At 47.9% G+C, this 19,088-nt stretch carries 12 protein-coding genes; 10 read left to right on the forward strand and 2 right to left on the reverse strand.

Features of this window, described 5'->3' with window-relative positions; genetic code table 11:
* The first annotated feature begins 32 nt into the window (after positions 1-32).
* The 5 genes from MHH86_RS07555 to MHH86_RS07575 are packed head-to-tail and all read left to right on the forward strand — an operon-like array spanning position 33 to position 7,760.
* The gene (locus MHH86_RS07555; protein ID WP_340939518.1) at positions 33-2,660 is read left to right on the forward strand and encodes a hypothetical protein; all 2,628 of its coding nucleotides are present in this window, start codon (positions 33-35) and stop codon (positions 2,658-2,660) included.
* Positions 2,661-2,687: 27 nt separating this feature from the next.
* Positions 2,688-3,395 carry a DUF1961 family protein gene (locus MHH86_RS07560; RefSeq protein WP_244886440.1) on the forward strand — a complete coding sequence of 236 codons (708 nt, stop codon included), beginning with the start codon at positions 2,688-2,690 and terminating at the stop codon, positions 3,393-3,395.
* Positions 3,396-3,416: 21 nt separating this feature from the next.
* Positions 3,417-4,226 (forward strand): polysaccharide deacetylase family protein, encoded by an 810-nt coding sequence (locus tag MHH86_RS07565; protein ID WP_340939520.1) that lies wholly within the window; start codon positions 3,417-3,419, stop codon positions 4,224-4,226.
* A 27-nt stretch (positions 4,227-4,253) separates the two neighbouring features.
* The gene (locus MHH86_RS07570) at positions 4,254-5,525 is read left to right on the forward strand and encodes an FG-GAP repeat protein (RefSeq protein WP_076317278.1); all 1,272 of its coding nucleotides are present in this window, start codon (positions 4,254-4,256) and stop codon (positions 5,523-5,525) included.
* A gap of 15 nt (positions 5,526-5,540) precedes the next feature.
* Positions 5,541-7,760 (forward strand): glycoside hydrolase family 88 protein, encoded by a 2,220-nt coding sequence (locus MHH86_RS07575; RefSeq protein WP_342479673.1) that lies wholly within the window; start codon positions 5,541-5,543, stop codon positions 7,758-7,760.
* Positions 7,761-8,353: 593 nt separating this feature from the next.
* On the opposite strand, the gene MHH86_RS07580 is transcribed toward MHH86_RS07575, so the two are convergent.
* Positions 8,354-9,181, reverse strand: a complete 828-nt coding sequence (locus tag MHH86_RS07580) for an AraC family transcriptional regulator (RefSeq protein WP_036675664.1) — start codon at positions 9,179-9,181, stop codon at positions 8,354-8,356.
* A gap of 147 nt (positions 9,182-9,328) precedes the next feature.
* Between MHH86_RS07580 and MHH86_RS07585 the strand changes: the two genes are divergently transcribed.
* On the forward strand, positions 9,329-10,615 hold the full coding sequence (locus tag MHH86_RS07585) for a Gfo/Idh/MocA family oxidoreductase (protein WP_036675662.1): 1,287 nt from the start codon (positions 9,329-9,331) through the stop codon (positions 10,613-10,615).
* A gap of 194 nt (positions 10,616-10,809) precedes the next feature.
* On the opposite strand, the gene MHH86_RS07590 is transcribed toward MHH86_RS07585, so the two are convergent.
* Positions 10,810-12,072: a TraB/GumN family protein gene (locus MHH86_RS07590; RefSeq protein WP_036675660.1), complete on the reverse strand. Its 1,263-nt coding sequence runs from the start codon at positions 12,070-12,072 to the stop codon at positions 10,810-10,812.
* Positions 12,073-12,331: 259 nt separating this feature from the next.
* Between MHH86_RS07590 and MHH86_RS07595 the strand changes: the two genes are divergently transcribed.
* The 4 genes from MHH86_RS07595 (at position 12,332) to MHH86_RS07610 (ending at position 18,977) form a co-directional block, all read left to right on the forward strand.
* Positions 12,332-13,453, forward strand: coding sequence for a glycoside hydrolase family 88 protein (locus MHH86_RS07595; protein WP_036675658.1), 1,122 nt, complete (start codon positions 12,332-12,334; stop codon positions 13,451-13,453).
* Positions 13,443-15,605, forward strand: a complete 2,163-nt coding sequence (locus MHH86_RS07600; RefSeq protein ID WP_342479674.1) for an alginate lyase family protein — start codon at positions 13,443-13,445, stop codon at positions 15,603-15,605. The genes MHH86_RS07595 and MHH86_RS07600 overlap by 11 nt, the downstream gene beginning before the upstream one ends.
* Before the next feature lie 67 nt (positions 15,606-15,672).
* A complete protein-coding gene (locus tag MHH86_RS07605; RefSeq protein ID WP_342479675.1) occupies positions 15,673-17,394 on the forward strand; it encodes a histidine kinase in 1,722 nt (573 codons plus the stop codon).
* Entirely contained in the window at positions 17,394-18,977 is a 1,584-nt protein-coding gene (locus MHH86_RS07610) for a response regulator (RefSeq protein ID WP_036675653.1), read from the forward strand. Before MHH86_RS07605 ends, MHH86_RS07610 begins: the two co-directional genes overlap by 1 nt.
* Positions 18,978-19,088 lie beyond the last annotated feature (111 nt).

Raw genomic sequence — 19,088 nt, forward strand, 5'->3', positions numbered from 1 at the left:
AGAGGACGTGCGGCGAAGAAGGTATAAAGGAGATGGTTGTTGTGCCTACGGCTCTGCCGATTAACCTGCATTGGCTAAAAAAGCCCGCTATTGATGTGGGTGTTACCTGGGGGGTTCCTTGGAAAAAAGGAGCGCTCAACAGGGAATCGTTAAAGAATCTCTGCTTAAGTATGCCGAAGAACGAAAAGCTTGTGCCGCTGCAAAGCTGGCCGGCAGCTTTTTGGCCTGACGGGAGCATCAAATGGTCCACGCACTCGGCAGTAAACAAAAATTCGGATATTCAGCAGGATTCCTTAGCGACAATGACAATAAATCAAGCGGCTCCAGCTACGGAAATGACTGAGCGACTAACTGTGCAGGAAACAGAGGAAGCTTTCATTATAGATACAGGTGTTATTATTTGCACGGTTAACAAGCAGGGGAAGGGTCTTATCCGCAGTATTGTGCGCAGAAATCCGGCGGACACGGAAGGAACCGAAGTATGCAGTAATGGAGAGCTTGTATGTATATGTGAACAGAGAGATGAGGGTGCTGGCACCCTGAGCATACGTGAGGAGCGATTCACAGGACGAACGTTAAGTGCCATCCTTGAACAGGACGGACCTGTTCGCGCAGTGGTGAAGCTAGAGGGACTTCACCAAGCTTCACACAATGCTCGTGAGTGGCTTCCCTATACGCTGCGTCTATATTTTTATGCTGGGCTGGAGTCTATTCGATTAGTTCATACGTTTCATTATGACGGTAAGCCGCAGCAGGATTTTATTAAAGGATTAGGAATAGAATTCACAGTGCCGCTGCGTGGACCGCTTTACAACCGCCATGTTCGTTTTGCCGGAGATAGCGGCTTGTTTAGCGAGTCTCCTAAGACGTTGCATACACGGCGAACCAAAGGTAAGTACCGTGATTTATTCGTCGATCAGGTAGCAGGATGTGCTGTGAAATTTGATCCAGAAGAGGATGCCTATTTCCTTAGTTTATTGGATGACTCCGCGACTTGGGGCAGCTTTCGGCTGGTTCAAGATTCTTCCGAGCATTATGGGATCTGGAAGCGGACAGAGGATGGGTGCGCTTGGATCAAGGCAGCAGAAGGCCGCCGGGCAGGTGGGCTTGGTTATGTTGGAGCAGAGGGTGGAGGGCTAGCCGTCGGGATGAAGAATTTCTGGCGTAAGCATCCGGCAGGAATGGAGATTGGTTCCACTGCCACAGACGCGGCAGCTCTTACTGTCTGGTTCTGGTCACCTAATGCGGCAGCTATGGACTTGCGGCATTATGATACAAAAACACATGTGGAATCCTCGTATGAAGGTGCAGAAGAATTACGGGCCACTCCATTTGGTATCGCTAATACTAGCGAGCTAACATTCTGGTGTACGGCGCAGACTCCCGGGCCTGAATTGTTGCAGCGGATGCAGGCAGAAGCTGAAGAACCTTCATTGCTGGTTTGTGAACCAACTTATTATCATGAAGCGGGTGCTTTTGGTTTCTGGAGTTTGCCTGATCGGAGCACGCCAGCCAAGGTGTATCTGGAAGAGCGGCTGGACGGGATCATCTCCTTTTACAAGGAGGAGATCGAGCAGCGCAAATGGTACGGTTTTTGGGACTACGGAGATTTCATGCACAGCTACGATCCGGTCAGACATGTATGGAACTATGATCTCGGTGGCTGTGCCTGGCAGAATTCCGAGCTGGTGCCAAATATGTGGTTGTGGGTAACGTTTCTCCGGTCCGGGAGAGCGGATGTGTTCCGAATGGCCGAAGCTATGACCAGGCATACGAGTGAGGTAGATGTATATCATTTTGGCGAATACGCCGGACTAGGCTCGCGGCATAATGTCATCCACTGGGGCTGCGGCTGCAAAGAGGCTCGTATCGCTATGGCGGGTCTGCATCGCTACTATTATTATCTGACCGGAGACGAGCGGGTCGGCGATATTATGGACAGTGTAAAGGATGCTGATTATTCAACAGTTACTCTGGACCCGATGCGGGCGTATTTTCCGAAGGATGAATTCCCGACTCATGTTAGGGTGGGTCCGGACTGGGCGGCCTTTAGCTCTAATTGGATGACCCGCTGGGAGCGGTTCGAGGATACCGCTTATCGTGACAAGATTATAACAGGCATGAATTGCATCAAAAGGGCAAATTTACGGCTTTTATCTGGTCCCACATATGGGTATGATCCGGCAACTGGCCTATTGTCGGGAATGGGCGACGATAACTGGGGGCGTCATCTAGCGATTAGTATGGGAGGTCCGCAGGTGTGGTTCGAGCTGGCGGCAATGCTGGAGGACTCGGACTGGGAAGATATGCTGGCTGAGTTCGGCGTATTTTATAATTTGCCACAAGAAGAGAAGGACGCATTTACAGGAGGGTTGATTTCAGGAAAACTCCGTTTTGAGCATCCTGTGCTCAGCGTAGCCATTGCTGCATATGGAGCATATTACCGCAAGGATCCGGCGACGGCAGAGCGGTGTTGGACGATTTTGCTGGAGAATCCATTTGGTTGTGTGAATCTACAGGAGGAAGCTGATCGGGTCACTTATATGACTGAGTTAAATGAGATCGATTGGATGAATACAAATGAAGCCTCGCAGTGGTCTTTAAATACGATCATTGCCTTGGAATTAATCGGTAGTGCTATACCGGAACTCGCGAATTGAAGGCTTCATTGTGGGGAGGAATGATTTATGGCTAGGCCGATGCAGGACACGGGTATAGGTGGTTTGATCCCTGAAGCATGGAAACCAATCTACCATAATCCCCTCGCTTCAACTAGTGATATCGCTGGATTCCAGATGGAGGGAGAGGGAACGGTTTCCTTCCCTTTGCAACGAATGAGATTAGAGAGCACTATCCATGCCGAGGCCGGACAACAAGCAAATGTCGTTCTCTGGTGTCCAGAGGAGTTCCCGGCAGACCTCGCCGTATCGTGGAATTTCCGCCCATTGTGTGAGCCGGGGTTGGCGATTTTGTTTATAGCGGCCAAAGGAGAGGGTGGGAAGGATTTATTTGATTCCACGCTTGCTCGCCGTACGGGTGAATATGATCAATACCATCACGGGCAGATAGACACGTATCATATCTCGTATTTTCGCAGGCGTTGGGTGGAAGAACGTGAATTTCACACCTGTAATTTGCGCAAAAGTTATGGTTTTCATCTGGTTGCGCAGGCAGCCGATCCGCTTCCGGACGTCAGCGACATGACTGAGCCCTACCGGATGTTAGTGGTGAAACGTGGCCCTATGCTGTCTTTTGCAATCAATGAACTGCCGATTTTTACATGGATAGATGATGGTGAAACCTATGGGCCGCTACTGACAGGTGGGAAAATTGGGTTCCGACAGATGGCACCCCTGATTGCTGAATACTCGAATCTGACGGTTTTTGGACAGTAATGCGAAGGAGGCTTCAGATTGATGTCTATTATTTATTATTGTTACCCTGAGGGCAGACATAAGGCGCTTACAATGAGCTATGATGACGGCAGACGGGCTGACGAAAGATTGGTTGGACTATTTAACCGCCATGGGATTAGAGGAACATTTCATCTCAATTCTGGCCTGCTGGGTGAAGGCGATCGTATTACGGCAGATGAAATAACTGAGCTGTACCAGAGACATGAGGTATCTGTCCATACGCAACACCATCCGACGATGGCCCGTTGTCCGCAGGAGCAAATCATCCATGAGATTATGGAGGATCGAAAGTGTTTTGAGACGCTGCTCCAGGTGCCGATACGGGGAATGTCTTATCCTAACGGTTCCTTTAACAAGGAGATAAAGAAGCTTTTGCCTCATTTAGGCATGGAATATGCCCGTGTGGTACAGACCACTGGCGGCGGCTTTGGGCTGCCGGAGGATTGGCTGGAATGGCGGGGGACTTGCCATCATAATGATCATTTGCTGGAGCATGCGGAGCAGTTCGTGAAGCTGCATAAACGGCAGTATTTATATCTGATGTATGTGTGGGGCCATAGTTATGAATTTGATAACGATAATAACTGGGAGTTGATAGAAAGCTTCTGTGAAGCAGTGGGAGGACTGGAGGAAATCTGGTACGCGACAAATATTGAACTCGTTCATTATATGAAGGCTTGTGAAGCCCTTATTTTCTCCGCTGCTCGGGATTTTGTATATAATCCGGGAGTGGTATCTGTCTGGCTGGAAATCGACGGTGTGATTATAGAAGTAGCAGGCGGACAAACCGTCCGTTTCCCTGAGATTTAATCGAAGAGAGAAGACAGGAGGATTCTAATGAGAACGAAGGACACACAATCAGTCTATCAGCTGGCAAAAGTAGATATTTCCGCTGCTGGTCCACGCTGTAAAATGCTTATTGGCGATCTGAATGGGGATGGACGTGCAGAAATGCTGCTGGTCCAGCCGGATAATCGCCAGGATGTTCGTTATATTCCCCATCAGGTGCAATGCCTGACCGCTTTTGATATGGATGGCAAGCTGCTGTGGCAGGTGGGCACACCCGATCCTGACGCTGGCAGCCAAGGCTCGGACTATCCAGCGCAAGTTTATGATATAGATGGTGATGGGTCGCTGGAAGTATTATGTGTAATGGATGGACGTTTTCATATTTTTGAAGGTTCAACAGGAACGGTTAAGTCCATATACGACTTACCTGCTGAACATGCACATGATTGTATTATCATTGCCAATCTAACAGGGCAAAAACATGCTTCCGACATCATTCTGAAGGACCGTTATCATCAACTGTGGGCCTTGGATAAGGATTTCAATTTATTATGGACGCATACAGGCAATGTAGGACATTATCCGTGGGTTCACGATCTTTATGGAAATGGACAGGATCAAGTGATGGCAGGTTATGATCTGCTTGATTCTAAAGGTAATTTATTATGGAGCTGCCACGATCTGGATGACCACGCGGACTGTATTTGGGTTGGCGATGTGAATGGAGATGGTTATCCTGAACTGGTTGTCGGTGGAAGCGTAACGGTGATGTATGACCGGGACGGGCAAGAGCTTTGGCGTTATGACGGCTCCATCGAGTCACAGCATTTGGCGTTAGGCCGATTCCGGCCTGAACTGCCTGGCCTTCAGGTTGCCGGGCTGGACCGAATGATCCGCGAAGATGACGGCAAAGGGCTAAAAGGTAAGGATGCGTTGTTCCTTTTAGACTGTAATGGCAAGGAACTGTGGAAAGAAGAACGTACAACCGACGGTTGGCTGACTATCGTTGAAGCCGTTAGTAACTGGCAAGTGGGTTCTCCGGATTATATTCTCGCGTACCGCCGGGGAGGCGGGATATATCCTGCTTTGTACGATGGACATATGAGGGTTGTAGCTGAATTCAAGGAGGAAGGTTATGCCGTTCATGGCGATCTTCTGGGATGTGGCAGGGAACAGGTTGTAATTTATAATGATGAGTCAGCAACGGTATATTCAAGCGAGTGGATAGATATTAGTACCTGTGCCTCTGAGAAATCGTTACCTCAGCCTAAAAGATTGTACAGCTCGACGCTGTATCCCGGTGGAGAAATAACTGTGTGAAGGAGGATACGTTTAGTGAGTACTTATATTCCAGAATACTTTCCTGATCCTGATTGTATTGCCAAATATAATGGGGGCAAAATCGAAAATGTACTGGCCGCTGTGGCCAGCCGTTTTATCGGTGCCTATCCCCCGCAGCCTCCGGTTTACCGGGTACATTCACAGAGTGGTTTCAAACGGCTCCGCGACTGCCGTTACGATATGAATCTGGAAGAACGACTGCCGGAGCTAGAGGCAGGACAATTCGTATATGTATGGGGAAAGCTGTGGAGTGACAATGAGGTAGAAGCCCCTTTCTCAGTTAGTTGCTACAGTCCAGTTAAGGTTTACATAAATGGACGTCTGGTGTTTAGCTCCAATCTAAATGATGATGTGTTTCCGGACCGGAGGACGTTTTTTCGGGCGGGCATGGATAAAGGCTGGAACCATCTTGTGCTGGAGTATGTAGCAACAGGTACAGGTTGCGGAGGGGTTTTTGGAACGGGCAGCGTCAAAGGTGCACCGGTACACTTTCTTACTCCAACGGCGCAGTTAAGCGGTTGTGAAGGTTGGATTTATAGTGGACCCCAACAGACGTCTTGGGCAGCTTGGCTGGAAGCTGATTTCACTGAAGAGCAGATGACAGCTCGCTGCGCTTGGTTTCCGACGCCGCAATGGTCGCCACAGGAACAGGCAACTGGCAACTGTTCACGTATATTTGGGGAATTACTAGGAGCCAAGGCGTTTGCTTGGTGTAAGCTGGAAGTTAAGAGCCTACAGAAAGATGACATACGCCTGCAAGGTAGCTATCGTGGAATGGCTGAAATCTCTATCTATGTGAATGGGAAACTTGTAGCTGAGCACCAGAACGTGAACGGCACGCTGGATATCCAACTGGAGCTTGGTTATGGACTACATGATCTCGTCGTGGAGTCCGTCTGCGGAGAGGGGAATTGGGGATTTGAACTGGACGTACGGTCTGGTGGTGTTCAGAGTAGTCTCGTGCAACCTTATTCAGTTGAAGGATTAACTGATCCTTGGCTGTACCTTGGACTATTCACCTCGGGGACAGCGCCGAAAGTCTTAGAACTGACCTCTATGGATACTTTATTTGGGGAAGCGGATGAAGTAACCTTTTGGCGGGTGGACCAACCGAATAGCTGGGTTAGGCCTTATTTGGAGAGTGTTATGTTTGGGCGCTGGAATTACCCTCTAGGCGTAACCCTGTACGGATTGCTGAGAACAGGAGTAGAGCTTAAGGCCCCCCATTATGCCGAATATGCACAACACCATATTGAGCAATGTACAGGGCTGCATAAATATGCCTTATGGGACCTTGGACGTTATGGCGCTCCGGGCATCAATCATCAGCTGGCGCTGATGGATTCGCTGGACGACTGCGGATCCTTCGGGGCAACGATGCTGGAAGCACATAAGCTTCGTCCACTACAGGGCGCACCGGAAGCTGCTGCTGAAATTGCCAATTACATTACTAAAGTGCAGAGCAGGCTGCCTGACGGAGCTTTGTATCGGACCAGTGGCACAGTTGATTTCATGCAGCAGACGATGTGGTGTGATGATCTGTATATGAGCACGCCATTTCTAAGCAAATATTATGAAATGACCGGAAATGCGGCTTATCTTGATGATGCGGCGGTGCAGTTTTTACATTACAAGGAGCGGCTGTTCCAGCCGGAGCTTGGCATTATGCATCATGTGTATGATTATAAGTTTAATAAACCCAATGGCGTGCCTTGGGGCAGAGGTAATGGTTGGGTGATTTTCTCGCTGACTGAGCTGCTTGAAGTTATGCCTGAGCAACATCCGTTGCGAGCTGATTTGCTTGATTATTTCCGCGAGCTTAGTAAAGGCTATCTTAAGCTGCAAGATGAGCGGGGCCTATGGCATCAAGTGTTGACGGATCCTGAGTCCTACGCGGAGGCTTCTTGTACCTCTATGTTTATTTACGCTTTTGCTAGAGGCGTACGCTGCGGTTGGCTGCTGGAACCAGAGTCATACGTAACCTCTGCAATCAACGGCTGGAGTGGCTTAACCCGTTATTGTATTGACAAACTAGGCAATGTTTACGGTGTCTGCCGCGGTTCGGGTTATTCGTTTAACAAACTGTATTATAAAGATGAATTGACCTGGCAATTAAACGATACACATGGGATTGGCATCGTGCTGCTGGCCGGAATTGAGGTTCACAGGCTCGTACGAGATTTGGAAATGAAATCACATGACGAAGCAAAATGAATGGCATGATGAGGAATGAGACGACCGTATTAATCACAAAATTACAGCGGAGCAGCGATACTCCATTAGTGGGGATCGCTGCTCTTTGTTATGCGTTACAGTGCTGCTTAAACCCCCGAAACCCCGAAACCCCCCCCGGTCCCCCCGGCCCCCCGAAACCGCCGATTACTCCTGCTAGACAAAGTTATGCGGACTCAGATGACGTTATTTGCAGATTTATCGCCTTTTGGGGCCATTTTCGGACTCCAGTGACGTTATTGCTTCGAAAACGGCTAATATAGGTAGCTTTTTATGCCAATAGCGACTATGGGGTCCGATAAAATCCCAAAATAGCGATTATGCTGCGAATAAGGTCCACTGGGTCCGATAGCCTCATGAGCTTTGTTCGCGCGAAAAGGTAATCTAGTGACGAGATATTGTTGTTGCTCAGATGCCCCAGATGCCCCAGATGCTCCAGATGCCAGATGCCAGATGCTCCCGATGCTCCCGATGCTCCCGTCCCAGATGCCCCCATGCCCATGGCAGTTCACATAAGGTACTTTTGATCGACGGAGCGGCTACAAAGAGAACTGGTTGTGATTTCTAGCTGTGGATCAGCGGTTTTGCTTGCGATATTGCAAAGGCGAACGTTTAACGATTTGTTTAAACACACGCCCGAAGTGGGCGATGCTGTCAAAGCCGGTATCCTCGGCGATGTTCGTAACTTTAGCGTTGGTGCTCTGCAAGAGACGTTGGGCTTCCTTGATCCGAATGTAGTTTAGATATTCTACGATGGTGAAGCCAGTTGTCTGCTTGAACACTCGGCAGAGATAGGTGCTGCTGATGAAAAAAGTCTCAGATAGCCGCTCCAATGTAAGCTTTTCAGCATAATGTGTTTGTAAAAAATCAATAATTTCGTAGACTTTTAGCTGCTTCTCACTGCTCTCAGGGGCAATGGGCTCGCGGCTTATTTCCTGTATTCTGTTCATTTCAATAAATAGTTGGATGAGCAGCGTCTGCAGATAGGGGAATTGCTGTGTCCGTGGTTCTGTTTGTTCTTTTAGCATGCTGAAAAGAAGATATTCAATGGCCCCCTGTTCATGTACTCCGGGCCGCAAAAGCAAGCTTTGTGTAGCCATAAATGGAAAATGCAGCTCGAAGTGCGCCAATGTCTTTTGCAGAAAGCTTTCCTCAAAGTTAATTAAGATCCGTTCATGGCTTGCAGAGCCTTTAGACGTGGTACGATGGAGCTCGTTCTTGTTAATAAAAATCAGATCACCTTTACGCAAGGTGTAGATCAGATTGTTAATGTAATAACTGCGTTCCCCGGCGAGTAAATAATAAATTTCATAAGTATCGTGATAATGGTCGGAATCCATGCTGAATGGACCGGCTCTTTTTATTTGCTCAATTATAAAAGGAGGCTGAGGATCCTGTTCCATGCTAAATCTGCTCCTTTCTGATAATGAGGATAATATATGCAAAGTTTTTGTTATTTCTGCTAAGAATCGCTTAGATTAAGATATATTTTATACTATACACTATAAGAAGAAAACGCTTTTAAATCAATAAGTGATGGAGTGATCCTGATGTCCAACAAAAAATATGCTTTCGTAGGAACCGGCGGCCGAGCGGAGTTTTTTTATGGTGAGATCACGACGAATTATCGTGAAACCTCTGAGATTGTAGGCTTTTGTGATGTGAATGGAGCAAGAATGGATTATGCGAACCGTTTGCTGGAGGAAAAATATAAATATCAAGCGGTTCCTACCTATAAAGCTCATGAGTTTGACCGTATGATTGAGGAAACCAAACCTGACACGGTTATTGTCACGAGTATTGACCGCACGCATCATCGTTACATTATCCGGGCGATGGAGCTTGGCTGCGATGTTATTTCGGAGAAACCGATGACAGTGGATGAAGAGAAATGTCAGGAAATTCTTGAAGCGATTGAGCGGACTGGGAAAAAGCTGCGTGTGACCTTCAATTACCGCTATGCCCCACACAACACCAAAATCCGTGAACTCATTATGGACGGCGCGATTGGAGAAGTGCTTTCCGTCAACTTCGAGTGGCTGCTAAATACGCAGCATGGGGCGGATTACTTCCGCAGATGGCATCGTGATAAACGGAACAGCGGAGGTCTGTTGGTTCATAAATCCACACATCATTTCGATTTGATGAATTTCTGGCTGGGTTCGCGCCCAGATACGGTTTATGCGATGGGTGATCTAAGATTTTATGGCAGAGAAAACGCGGAGAAGCGCGGGGTGACTGAGTTTTATCAGCGTGCTCATGGTAGCAGTGCGGCGGAAAATGATCCGTTTGCCCTGCATCTTAAAGATAATGAGCAGTTAAAGCAGATGTATCTGGATACGGAGCATGAGGATGGCTACCTGCGTGACCAAAGTGTGTTCGGTGATAATATCAGCATTGAGGATACGATGACGGTTATGGTCAAATACAAAAATAAGACGATTATGAATTATTCACTTAATGCTTATCTGCCTTGGGAGGGTTTCATTGTGGTATTTAATGGGACCAAGGGGCGGATGGAAGTAAAGGTCGTCGAACAGTCTTATGTAAATGCCGGAGGAAATAAGGAGGATGAAGGGGCGTTAAAAGACAAGCGGATCACGGTCTTCCCTCAGTTCGCAGCACCTTATGAAGTGGAGATTGAAGAAGGAGTTGGGGGGCACGGAGGCGGAGATCCTGTGATGCTGCGTGATATTTTTGAACGTCCGCTGGAGGATCGCTTTAATCGTGCGGCATCCCATGTGGACGGAGCGTTGTCTATTATGACCGGGATTGCGGCAAATCGTTCAATAGCTACTGGACTTCCAGTTAAGGTAGATCAGTTAATAAAATTGTAGTAGCCCGTTTATGAACAAGCGGCTTTGGGTTCGTAGGGTGCGTTTCTCCAGAATCCCGGAGGGCCCTCCGCTCTGTCCACATGTTAAGCCAACTTCTACTCTTAGATTGAGCTAAAAAAAGTGAAAATAAAAGGCTGTCTCCATAATCATCGTAGATGACTAAGAGACAGCCTTGTTTATTTTAGCTAAAACAATTATTGTTTGACGACGTTAAAGCCATCTTTTTGCAATTGGGTCACGATACCATCGTCACCGAGCATATGCAGCGCGCCAACGACGACAAGGTAAGTCGCTTTTTTATCACTATTCAAATATTCTTTTACATGCTTCACCATGTTGACGTTACGATCCGAAACCAGGCCTTTATAATACTCTGGCTCTTGCGCGACCGCTTTTGTCATCGCTACGAGCGACTGCTCATCACCTTGCATCCACATTTGGGATAGTGCATCCAGCGAAGCTGCTGCGGAAGTATTGTCCGTTTGATTGAGGCTGCCGAGTGTGTCGACAAGAAGCTTTTCTTGCAATCCATCTGAGAACTGGTCGAACATATTCAGCTGCAATTGTGTGTTTTCCAGTTCAATAATAGGTTTGTTCAGCTTGCCTGCTTTTTGTAAAAAATATAAATCAATGCCGGTATCCGCCGTATAACTTGTAACTTGCATCTGTAGACTTGAGACACCTTGGGTAACGACCCACGGTTTGAAGGAATCGAATGCATTTTCCGCCAGACCATTTGCTTTTAGCAGCTGAGTTACTTTGTTATATGTATCTGCGGATACATGATCCTTGAGCTTGGTTCCATCTGTATAAGAGCCTTTTTCCAAAATAAACTTTTGGATCTCAGCTTGATCAATCTTAGAGATATCTACTTCGACACCTAAATATTGCGAGGCTTCAAAAGCAGCTTCAATCTCCGGACGCAGCGGGTACATTTTGTCGTTAGCCACATGGATAGAACCAAGCAGATAGACGGTGTTGCCGTTGTTCTCCACTTTCCATAAGAATCCGGTGCTTCCGGCAGCTTGAGTATCGGCCACAAAAGTGATGGTGCGCAGCGCTGGACTCCACTCCACCTTATAGCCGATCGTTTCTCCTATAAAGCGGACAGGAACATAGGTGACATTGTTGATGGTTTTAGGAGCCACCTCTAGTTTTTTCTTCTCCCCGTTTACCGTTGCGGTTGTGCTACCGATGGTCAGTGAGAGGGCCAGTCCATTTTTGGTCCCTGTTACGGTTTGGGTTTTTTTATTCCAATTAATATTTACATTAAGCTTCTCTAGCAGGGGACGCATAGGAACTAGGGTCGTTCCTTTTTCTACAACAGGGTTAGAATTGCCTAACTTTATTTCGGTTCCATCAATCCATACACCGACAGGCTTTTCAGCAGCATGCGCAGTGGTAAAGACAGACATAACCATGAAAATGGATAAAAATAATGCACCTAGCTTTTTCATTAATAGGACACTCCGTTTCTAAAAAAGAATGAAAGATGTAAGTCACTCTCTGATTTTAACGTATTTTCCCATAAACAGTTATACCTTTTGTTACTATATTGATTTGATGCCTATGATTGGAAAGTAAACTTACAGTACTTCACGTCATTCAAAAGTCAAAATAATGCACATCAAAGCAAAAATCGCCCCTATTAGATCCTGTTCACTCTCCTTATCATGAAACGTAAGAAACGAAGAGCCTGAAGGGAGCAAGGAACTTATGTGGAGCAGTGCGATTGAAGATGCGATAGAGAAGGTACGTAAGAACATAGACCGGTTCGGGGGCAGTTTCCCTCATGTCAGCAGGAATGGAACTTATCAGCTCAATAACAACGACGACTGGACTAACGGATTTTGGAGCGGCATGTTGTGGTTGTGTTATGAATATACGCGGGATGACAGCTTCCGTATTGCGGCATCCCATACCGTAGAAGATTTCCGCCGCCGTTTCGCGGCAAAGACCGTGCTTGATCATCACGACATCGGCTTCCTGTATTCGTTATCCTCTAAAGCCCAGTGGATTATAGATAAAGACGAATCAGCGCGTCAACTGACATTGCAGGCGGCAGACCTGCTGCTGAAGCGCTGGCGTACAGCTGGCGGTTATATTCAGGCTTGGGGACCGGAGGGGGATACTCAGGAAGGCGGGCGGATCATTATTGATTGTCTGTTAAACCTTCCCCTTTTGTATTGGGCAGAAGAACAGACCGGTGTTTCCGAATACAGGGAGGTGGCGGTCATGCAGGCGGAGAAAACGAGACGGTATCTGGTACGGGGAGATGACAGCTCTTACCATACGTTTTTCTTCGACCCGAAGACCGGAGAGCCGATTGGCGGCGCCACTCATCAGGGCTTTACTAACGGATCGACCTGGACGCGCGGGCAGGCTTGGGGTGTTTACGGTTTTGCATTATCCTACCGCTATACCAAAAATCCGTTGTATTTGGAAACGTCCAAGCGGATGGCCCGCTATTTTCTGGAGCATTTGCCGCAGGACCATGTCGCTTACTGGGATTTTAATGCTCCGGTATCTCCGGATACTTACCGGGATAGCTCGGCCTCGGCAATAGTAGCAGCCGGACTACAGGAACTGCTGGAGCTAATGGATGGGGAGGATTCGGAGCGGGCTTATTTTCAGCAGGGATTAATGCAGTCGATGACTTCGCTTGTGCAGAACTATTCCACGCTCGGCGAAGAGGCGGAGGGGCTGCTGAAGCATGGTTCTTATCATGTGCGCGGCGATCTGTCTCCAGATGACTTCATGATCTGGGGAGATTATTTCTATCTTGAAGCATTGATGCGGCTGCAAAAAGGCAACAAGGGGTACTGGTATGAACGCTGATGGCCGACAAATCTCCCCCTATGCCGTCTTTGCGCTGCTCGACCTTGAGTTGCCCGCTTTAGCTCTAGTGAAGAATGCGCTCAGCCAAGCGCGGCAGGACGATGCGCTGACTGAATTACATCGGTATTTGACCCGACGGAGCACGCCGGGCTGGCGGAAAGAGGATAACCGGAAGCAGCAGCTTATTGACTATGTACGGCTTTATTGTGCAGACGAGCTGGAAGCTGTAATGAAGACAGCGGATGAAGTTGTGGAGCAGACGTTTCTCTTTCGTTTTCCCTGGGATATGGAGCGCAGCCGCATTCCGGTTACCTTTGAGGAAGAAATTGACTGGCGTCATGTTCCGGACAAGGATGTAGAATGGGCTTATATGCTGAATCGCCACCGCTACTGGGTGGCATTAGGACAAGTATATGCGATAACAGGTAAAGAGGTTTATGCAAGAGCATTTTGCTGCCAGCTTGAAGATTGGATAGACCGTAACCCCGTTCCAGACAAGCCTGCGAATGATTCGCTGACATGGCGCACAATTGAAGCGGGCCTTCGTTGTGCTAACTGGATTAAAGCACTGTCTTATATACAGGATAGTCCGCTGTTCACACCGACGCTGCTGGCCAAAGTGATGATATCTCTCCATGAACACGGCCAATATTTAGCTTTATCGTTTACGGGCTGGAAGAAGATCAGCAACTGGGGGGTGCTGGAGACTTGTGGTTTGTTCCAAACTGCGCTCTACTTCCCTGAGTTCACTAGCGCCAATAACTGGCGACAGCTCAGTGAGGAGAGATTGGGAGAGACGGCGCGAATTCAGATTATGGCGGACGGCATCCACTGGGAGCAATCGCCCACCTATCACCATGAGGTTTTGGTATGTTTTCTCGACTGCATCCACTTAGCCCGATTGAACGGACTGAAGCTTCAGGAAGAATTTCAGCAAAAGGTTCAGCAAATGGCTGTCGCTTCATTGTATTGGGCCAAGCCGAATCACCGGCAGCCGATGCTTGGCGATAGTGATGACAGCGATATCCGTTCGCTTTTGACTTATGCGGGCTGGTTATTTCAGGATGCTGTACTCCGCTTTGGCGGATACGATCAAATGGATTATGACAATGCCTGGTTGTTTGGGATAAATGGAGTTGAGGGCTACGAGCGGCTGAATGCGGAGCTACCGCCAAACTTGTCACGCTCTTATGCGCATTCCGGTCATTATGTGATGCGAACGGGCTGGGACGAGCAGGATTTGTACCTATATTTTCACTGCGGACCGCTTGGGGGTGGACATGGGCACGCGGATCTGCTACATTTCGATCTGTATGCCTATGGGCGGGATCTGCTTACCGATCTTGGCAGATACAACTATAGTGATCATACACCACTTAGAAAAGCGCTAAAAGAAAGCGCTGCCCATAATACGACCACTGTCGACGGAATTGGATTTACCGAAGTCACGGATACATGGTCCTTCTCTCAGATTGCGAAGCCAACGGGCTGCCAATGGATCAGCCATCCGGACTTTGATTATGTAGAGGGCAGCCATGACGGCTACCGTCATTGGGATGATCCGGTCTACCCGTTAAGGAGGATCCTATTTATTAAGCCTTTTTACTGGCTTCTGGTGGACAGCTTCAGTTCCCGGCAGGAGCATACATTTTCCCAGCATTTTCATTTTGCACCCGGAACGGTTCAGATGGAAGATGGAACGCTAATATGCCGTACAAAAAATGAGCGGGAAGCCAATCTTTGTATCCTTCCTGTTCATGTTGATGGTCTTCAGGGCAGGATGGATGCTGGGGTAATCTCCCGCGAATATAATCTGCTGGAACCCAATCAGTATGCTGTGTACTCCCGAAAGGGGAAAGGAACGGTCTCGATCATGCAGGTGCTGTACCCGCAGCCTGCGGGTGAGTTGTTCTGTCCGCTGGTCGAACAGGTGCCGATTTACCGCCATACGGGTGAACCGGTGGCTGCTGCACAGGCGGAGGCCTGTCGCATCATCCTCCCCGAAAGGAATGAGGAGCATATTATCGTGATCAGCCACGAGATTCCATCCAGTCATTTAGATTCCTATGTAGTGGAAGGCGTACAAATTTTTGGAGTAGTAGTGCTTATTGTTTCTGCAGACGGTCAAAAGAAAGTCACGGTAATCAGATAATGTATGAATACTGGACAACGGGCTGATAGAATAAAAGAAAAGAGCATGAGAGAGGCGCGGAGAAAACATGTTCAAATTCAATTACTATAGACGTATCCAGGTTTCATTTCTTTTGCTGATTTTTATCCCGCTGATTGCAGTATCGATCATCTCCTTCGTGCTCATCCGGGATACGATGGTAGAGAAGCTGCAGCTCAGCAACGATAACTTCCTGAACGTTATGATTGACGAACTAAACAAAACTATTGATGATGTGACGTTCGCTTCCCATTTTATTGTAAACGATACCAATTTCCGCGCTAATCTGAAGTCATTTGCGGATACTGAGCGGCTAAATAGCTATCAGGATTACGTACATTTTACGCAAATTCAAGATGTGTTTTCGCTCATTAACTCTAAGCCGTTGAATAATAATATTCGCATGTATTTGGTCAACCGGAAACACTTTGTGATCTCCTCTGGGACGGAGAATTTATCTGTAATCAATGCTAACCTGGACAAGCTGATGAGCCGTGTCAATATCCACGAACCGGAGACCTTGCAATGGCTTGGGATGGCTGACAGCGGTTCCGGTAAAAGCAGCAGCTATTATATTGCCAGAGTAATCTATGACAGCCGGGAGAAACGGCAGGTGTCCGTGCTGCTTATCTCAATTCCTGAATCCTATTTCAATAAATTGCTCGGACCCGTCGAATTTGGCAAGGTTGCATTATTTGATTCTGGAGGAGGCTTGATCGCTGGGAACTCAGAATTGGCTCCAGAAGGCAAGGAAGCGAGAGGAAGCGTTCGTACAGCCAGAGCTATCGACAAATCCAATTGGCAGCTGATCTATGAAGCTTCGGAGAAAGAATGGTCGGGCCAGATCTCGCGGACGTTTTATAGTGGCATTGGCTTGGTACTCCTCTTATTTATTGTCTTTTCGGCTACCTCCATGCTGATTGCCAAAAGATTGCATAGTCCGATCATGAAGCTGCAGCGCGTTGTGCGCCAGTTCGGGATGGGGAATCTTGATGTCAGGCTGGAGGTCAAGGGCAAGGATGAAATCGCTGAGCTGGGGCAGACGTTGAATACTATGCTGGACCAGCTGCAAGGACTGATTCACGACATCGAGCTGGAGCAGGAACAGAAGCGGGTGATGGAGCTGGAGGCGCTGTTTATGCAGATTCGCCCCCACTTTTTGATCAACACGTTGAATTCGATTAAATGTAGCCTTATTTTGTCCAAAGATAAGCTGCATAGTGGGATCATCGATTCATTAATGAGTCTGCTCCGGGCCTATTTGAAGGTCAATGAACCGGCTACCTTGCGGGAAGAATGCAAACTGCTTGGCCATTATATCGATATAATGAAGATCCGCAACGAAATCCCTCTTGAACTGGAGGTCGATCTGGAAAAGGATACAGAGAAGCTCATCGTCCCTAAGCTGATTTTGCAGCCCCTTGTAGAAAATGCAATCGTCCACGGATTGGTTGACCACCCGGCACCGCGTATTGTCGTTCGCTCGCGAACGGTCCCTGATGGGATCATGATTGAAGTTGAAGATAATGGCTGCGGTGCAGGGGCTGAAGTTCTGGCGGGACTGAACCGCAGGTTACTGTATAAGGACGATGAACAGGATGAAGCTTATCAAAGGGTCGGGTTAATGAACGTAGTTCAAAGGCTGAGGCTGACCTATGGGCAGGATACCCGCTTGTCGCTGCATAATCTGCCGCAGGGTGGGGTGTCCGTTTCTCTGTATTTGCCGCAAGGCAATCATCAGGTTAATCTGTCAGAGAGAGAGGGATATTGATGTATAAAGTGATGCTCATAGACGATGATGTTCCTATGCTCAAAGTGCTTCAGCAGATGATTGACTGGGAGGCACATAGCTTGCAGATTGTCGGCAGCACCTATTCCAGTGCCAAGGCGTTATTAATGTTTGAGGAAGTGCAGCCTGACATTGTGATCACGGATATTGGTTTGCCGCAAAAGAACGGGATTGAGCTAGCCGATTGTTTCACCCGCATGAAGCCGGAGGTCAGAATTATTTTCCTGACCTGTCATGAGGATTTCCATTATGCTCAGCAGGCGGTAAAGCTGAAAGTAGATGATTATTTAATCAAGGACCAGCTTACAGAAGAGCAACTGGAGAAAAGCCTTGCCAAGTCCGTACACTTGCTTAAGTCGAAGATTGGCTTGATCAGCCATGGGGAGACAGGCTACAACAGCCAGCTCTTCCGGCAGAACCTGCTGCAAAGGGTGATTGGCGGTGCTCCGCCTGAAACCACACTGGCTTATGCGGCGCAAATCGGCATATCCTGGACGTATCCGTGGTTTATGCTGGGCACGGTTAGTATTCATTTTTCCAGTTTCGACAAGCGATACAAGCAGAGTGAGTATCCACTTATTTTATATGCTATTTACAATATAGCCTTGGAACTGTCCGAAACATGTGAAGGGATTACGCCTTTCTTGGAGCAAAAGAATATTGTGATTCTATATAATTACCGTGTGAATCTCGCGCAGAATGCCAGTCTTCATTTTCACGATTATTTACAGCGGCTGTGTTCCGAATGCTCCCATCTCCTAAAGATTCAACCCGGCATTATTGCCGTCACAGAGAAAATGGAGCTACAGGCGATTGGCCAGATCCATCGGCAGATTGTTCAGGACAAATGCGAGTTCTATGCAAGTGCGGATTACACGGTTCTGGATACTCTGCAAATCGCTTCTCCACGTTTCCAGCCTGCACCCCAAGGATTTCTGGACAGCTATATCCCGCAGATGGAACGGGCCGTGATAAAAAAAGACCTTGAAGCCATCCGTGGCACTCTACAGGAAATCGCTAGGACTGCAAAAGTTATGTCTATTCATCCTGGCGATTTCGCCCGGGATTTATCCTTTATGCTCCGCGGCATCGAGTTAATGTTTACGAGCCTGATGTTCGATGAGGATCTGTTCGTCTATCTCGTGCAGACCCGCACACTTGAAGATACGATGGAACTGGTGGAAAGAAAGCTTGTACAGATTACAGGCAGCAAGCAGCAGGTGACAGGAGCTTCTCCGCAGGAGCCCAAGCTGCAGCTTATCCAGCAGTATATCGACCAGCATCTTGGCGATAATATCACCTCAATTGATATGGCACGTTATCTGTTTCTGGATCCAAGCTATTTTTCGCGTTATTTCAAGCGCATGACTGGCCTGACCTTTACGGACTATGTACATCAGCACAAGATGAAGGTCGCTACCAAAATGCTGAAAATCTCCAGCCAGAACCTGGAGTCGCTGGCCGTCGGCCTGGGATATTCGGACAGAACCTATTTTTCAAAAGTGTTCAAAAAATATGTAGGAACTACGCCAAGCGAATATAAATCCAAACATTCGGTACGCTGAGAAGCACAATTGTCAACGATATGAACAGACCCGCCGCCCCTCTAGGGCGGTTTTTTGTTGTCGGCGGACAAAGGTCAAAATCTTGCACATTCCGGGTCATAATCACTCCTT

The sequence above is a fragment of the Paenibacillus sp. FSL F4-0097 genome (assembly GCF_038593125.1).
In the GTDB taxonomy this organism is placed as follows: domain Bacteria; phylum Bacillota; class Bacilli; order Paenibacillales; family Paenibacillaceae; genus Paenibacillus_AQ; species Paenibacillus_AQ odorifer.

What these genes read in the sequence shown, in the direction of transcription:
- MHH86_RS07600 (WP_342479674.1), top strand. Translation starts at nt 13,443, where the DNA reads ATGAACGCTGATGGCCGACAAATCTCCCCCTATGCCGTCTTTGCGCTG.
- MHH86_RS07580 (WP_036675664.1), bottom strand. Translation starts at nt 9,181, where the DNA reads ATGGAACAGGATCCTCAGCCTCCTTTTATAATTGAGCAAATAAAAAGA.
- MHH86_RS07560 (WP_244886440.1), top strand. Translation starts at nt 2,688, where the DNA reads ATGGCTAGGCCGATGCAGGACACGGGTATAGGTGGTTTGATCCCTGAA.
- MHH86_RS07555 (WP_340939518.1), top strand. Translation starts at nt 33, where the DNA reads ATGGTTGTTGTGCCTACGGCTCTGCCGATTAACCTGCATTGGCTAAAA.
- MHH86_RS07595 (WP_036675658.1), top strand. Translation starts at nt 12,332, where the DNA reads ATGTGGAGCAGTGCGATTGAAGATGCGATAGAGAAGGTACGTAAGAAC.
- MHH86_RS07570 (WP_076317278.1), top strand. Translation starts at nt 4,254, where the DNA reads ATGAGAACGAAGGACACACAATCAGTCTATCAGCTGGCAAAAGTAGAT.
- MHH86_RS07590 (WP_036675660.1), bottom strand. Translation starts at nt 12,072, where the DNA reads ATGAAAAAGCTAGGTGCATTATTTTTATCCATTTTCATGGTTATGTCT.
- MHH86_RS07585 (WP_036675662.1), top strand. Translation starts at nt 9,329, where the DNA reads ATGTCCAACAAAAAATATGCTTTCGTAGGAACCGGCGGCCGAGCGGAG.
- MHH86_RS07605 (WP_342479675.1), top strand. Translation starts at nt 15,673, where the DNA reads ATGTTCAAATTCAATTACTATAGACGTATCCAGGTTTCATTTCTTTTG.
- MHH86_RS07610 (WP_036675653.1), top strand. Translation starts at nt 17,394, where the DNA reads ATGTATAAAGTGATGCTCATAGACGATGATGTTCCTATGCTCAAAGTG.
- MHH86_RS07565 (WP_340939520.1), top strand. Translation starts at nt 3,417, where the DNA reads ATGTCTATTATTTATTATTGTTACCCTGAGGGCAGACATAAGGCGCTT.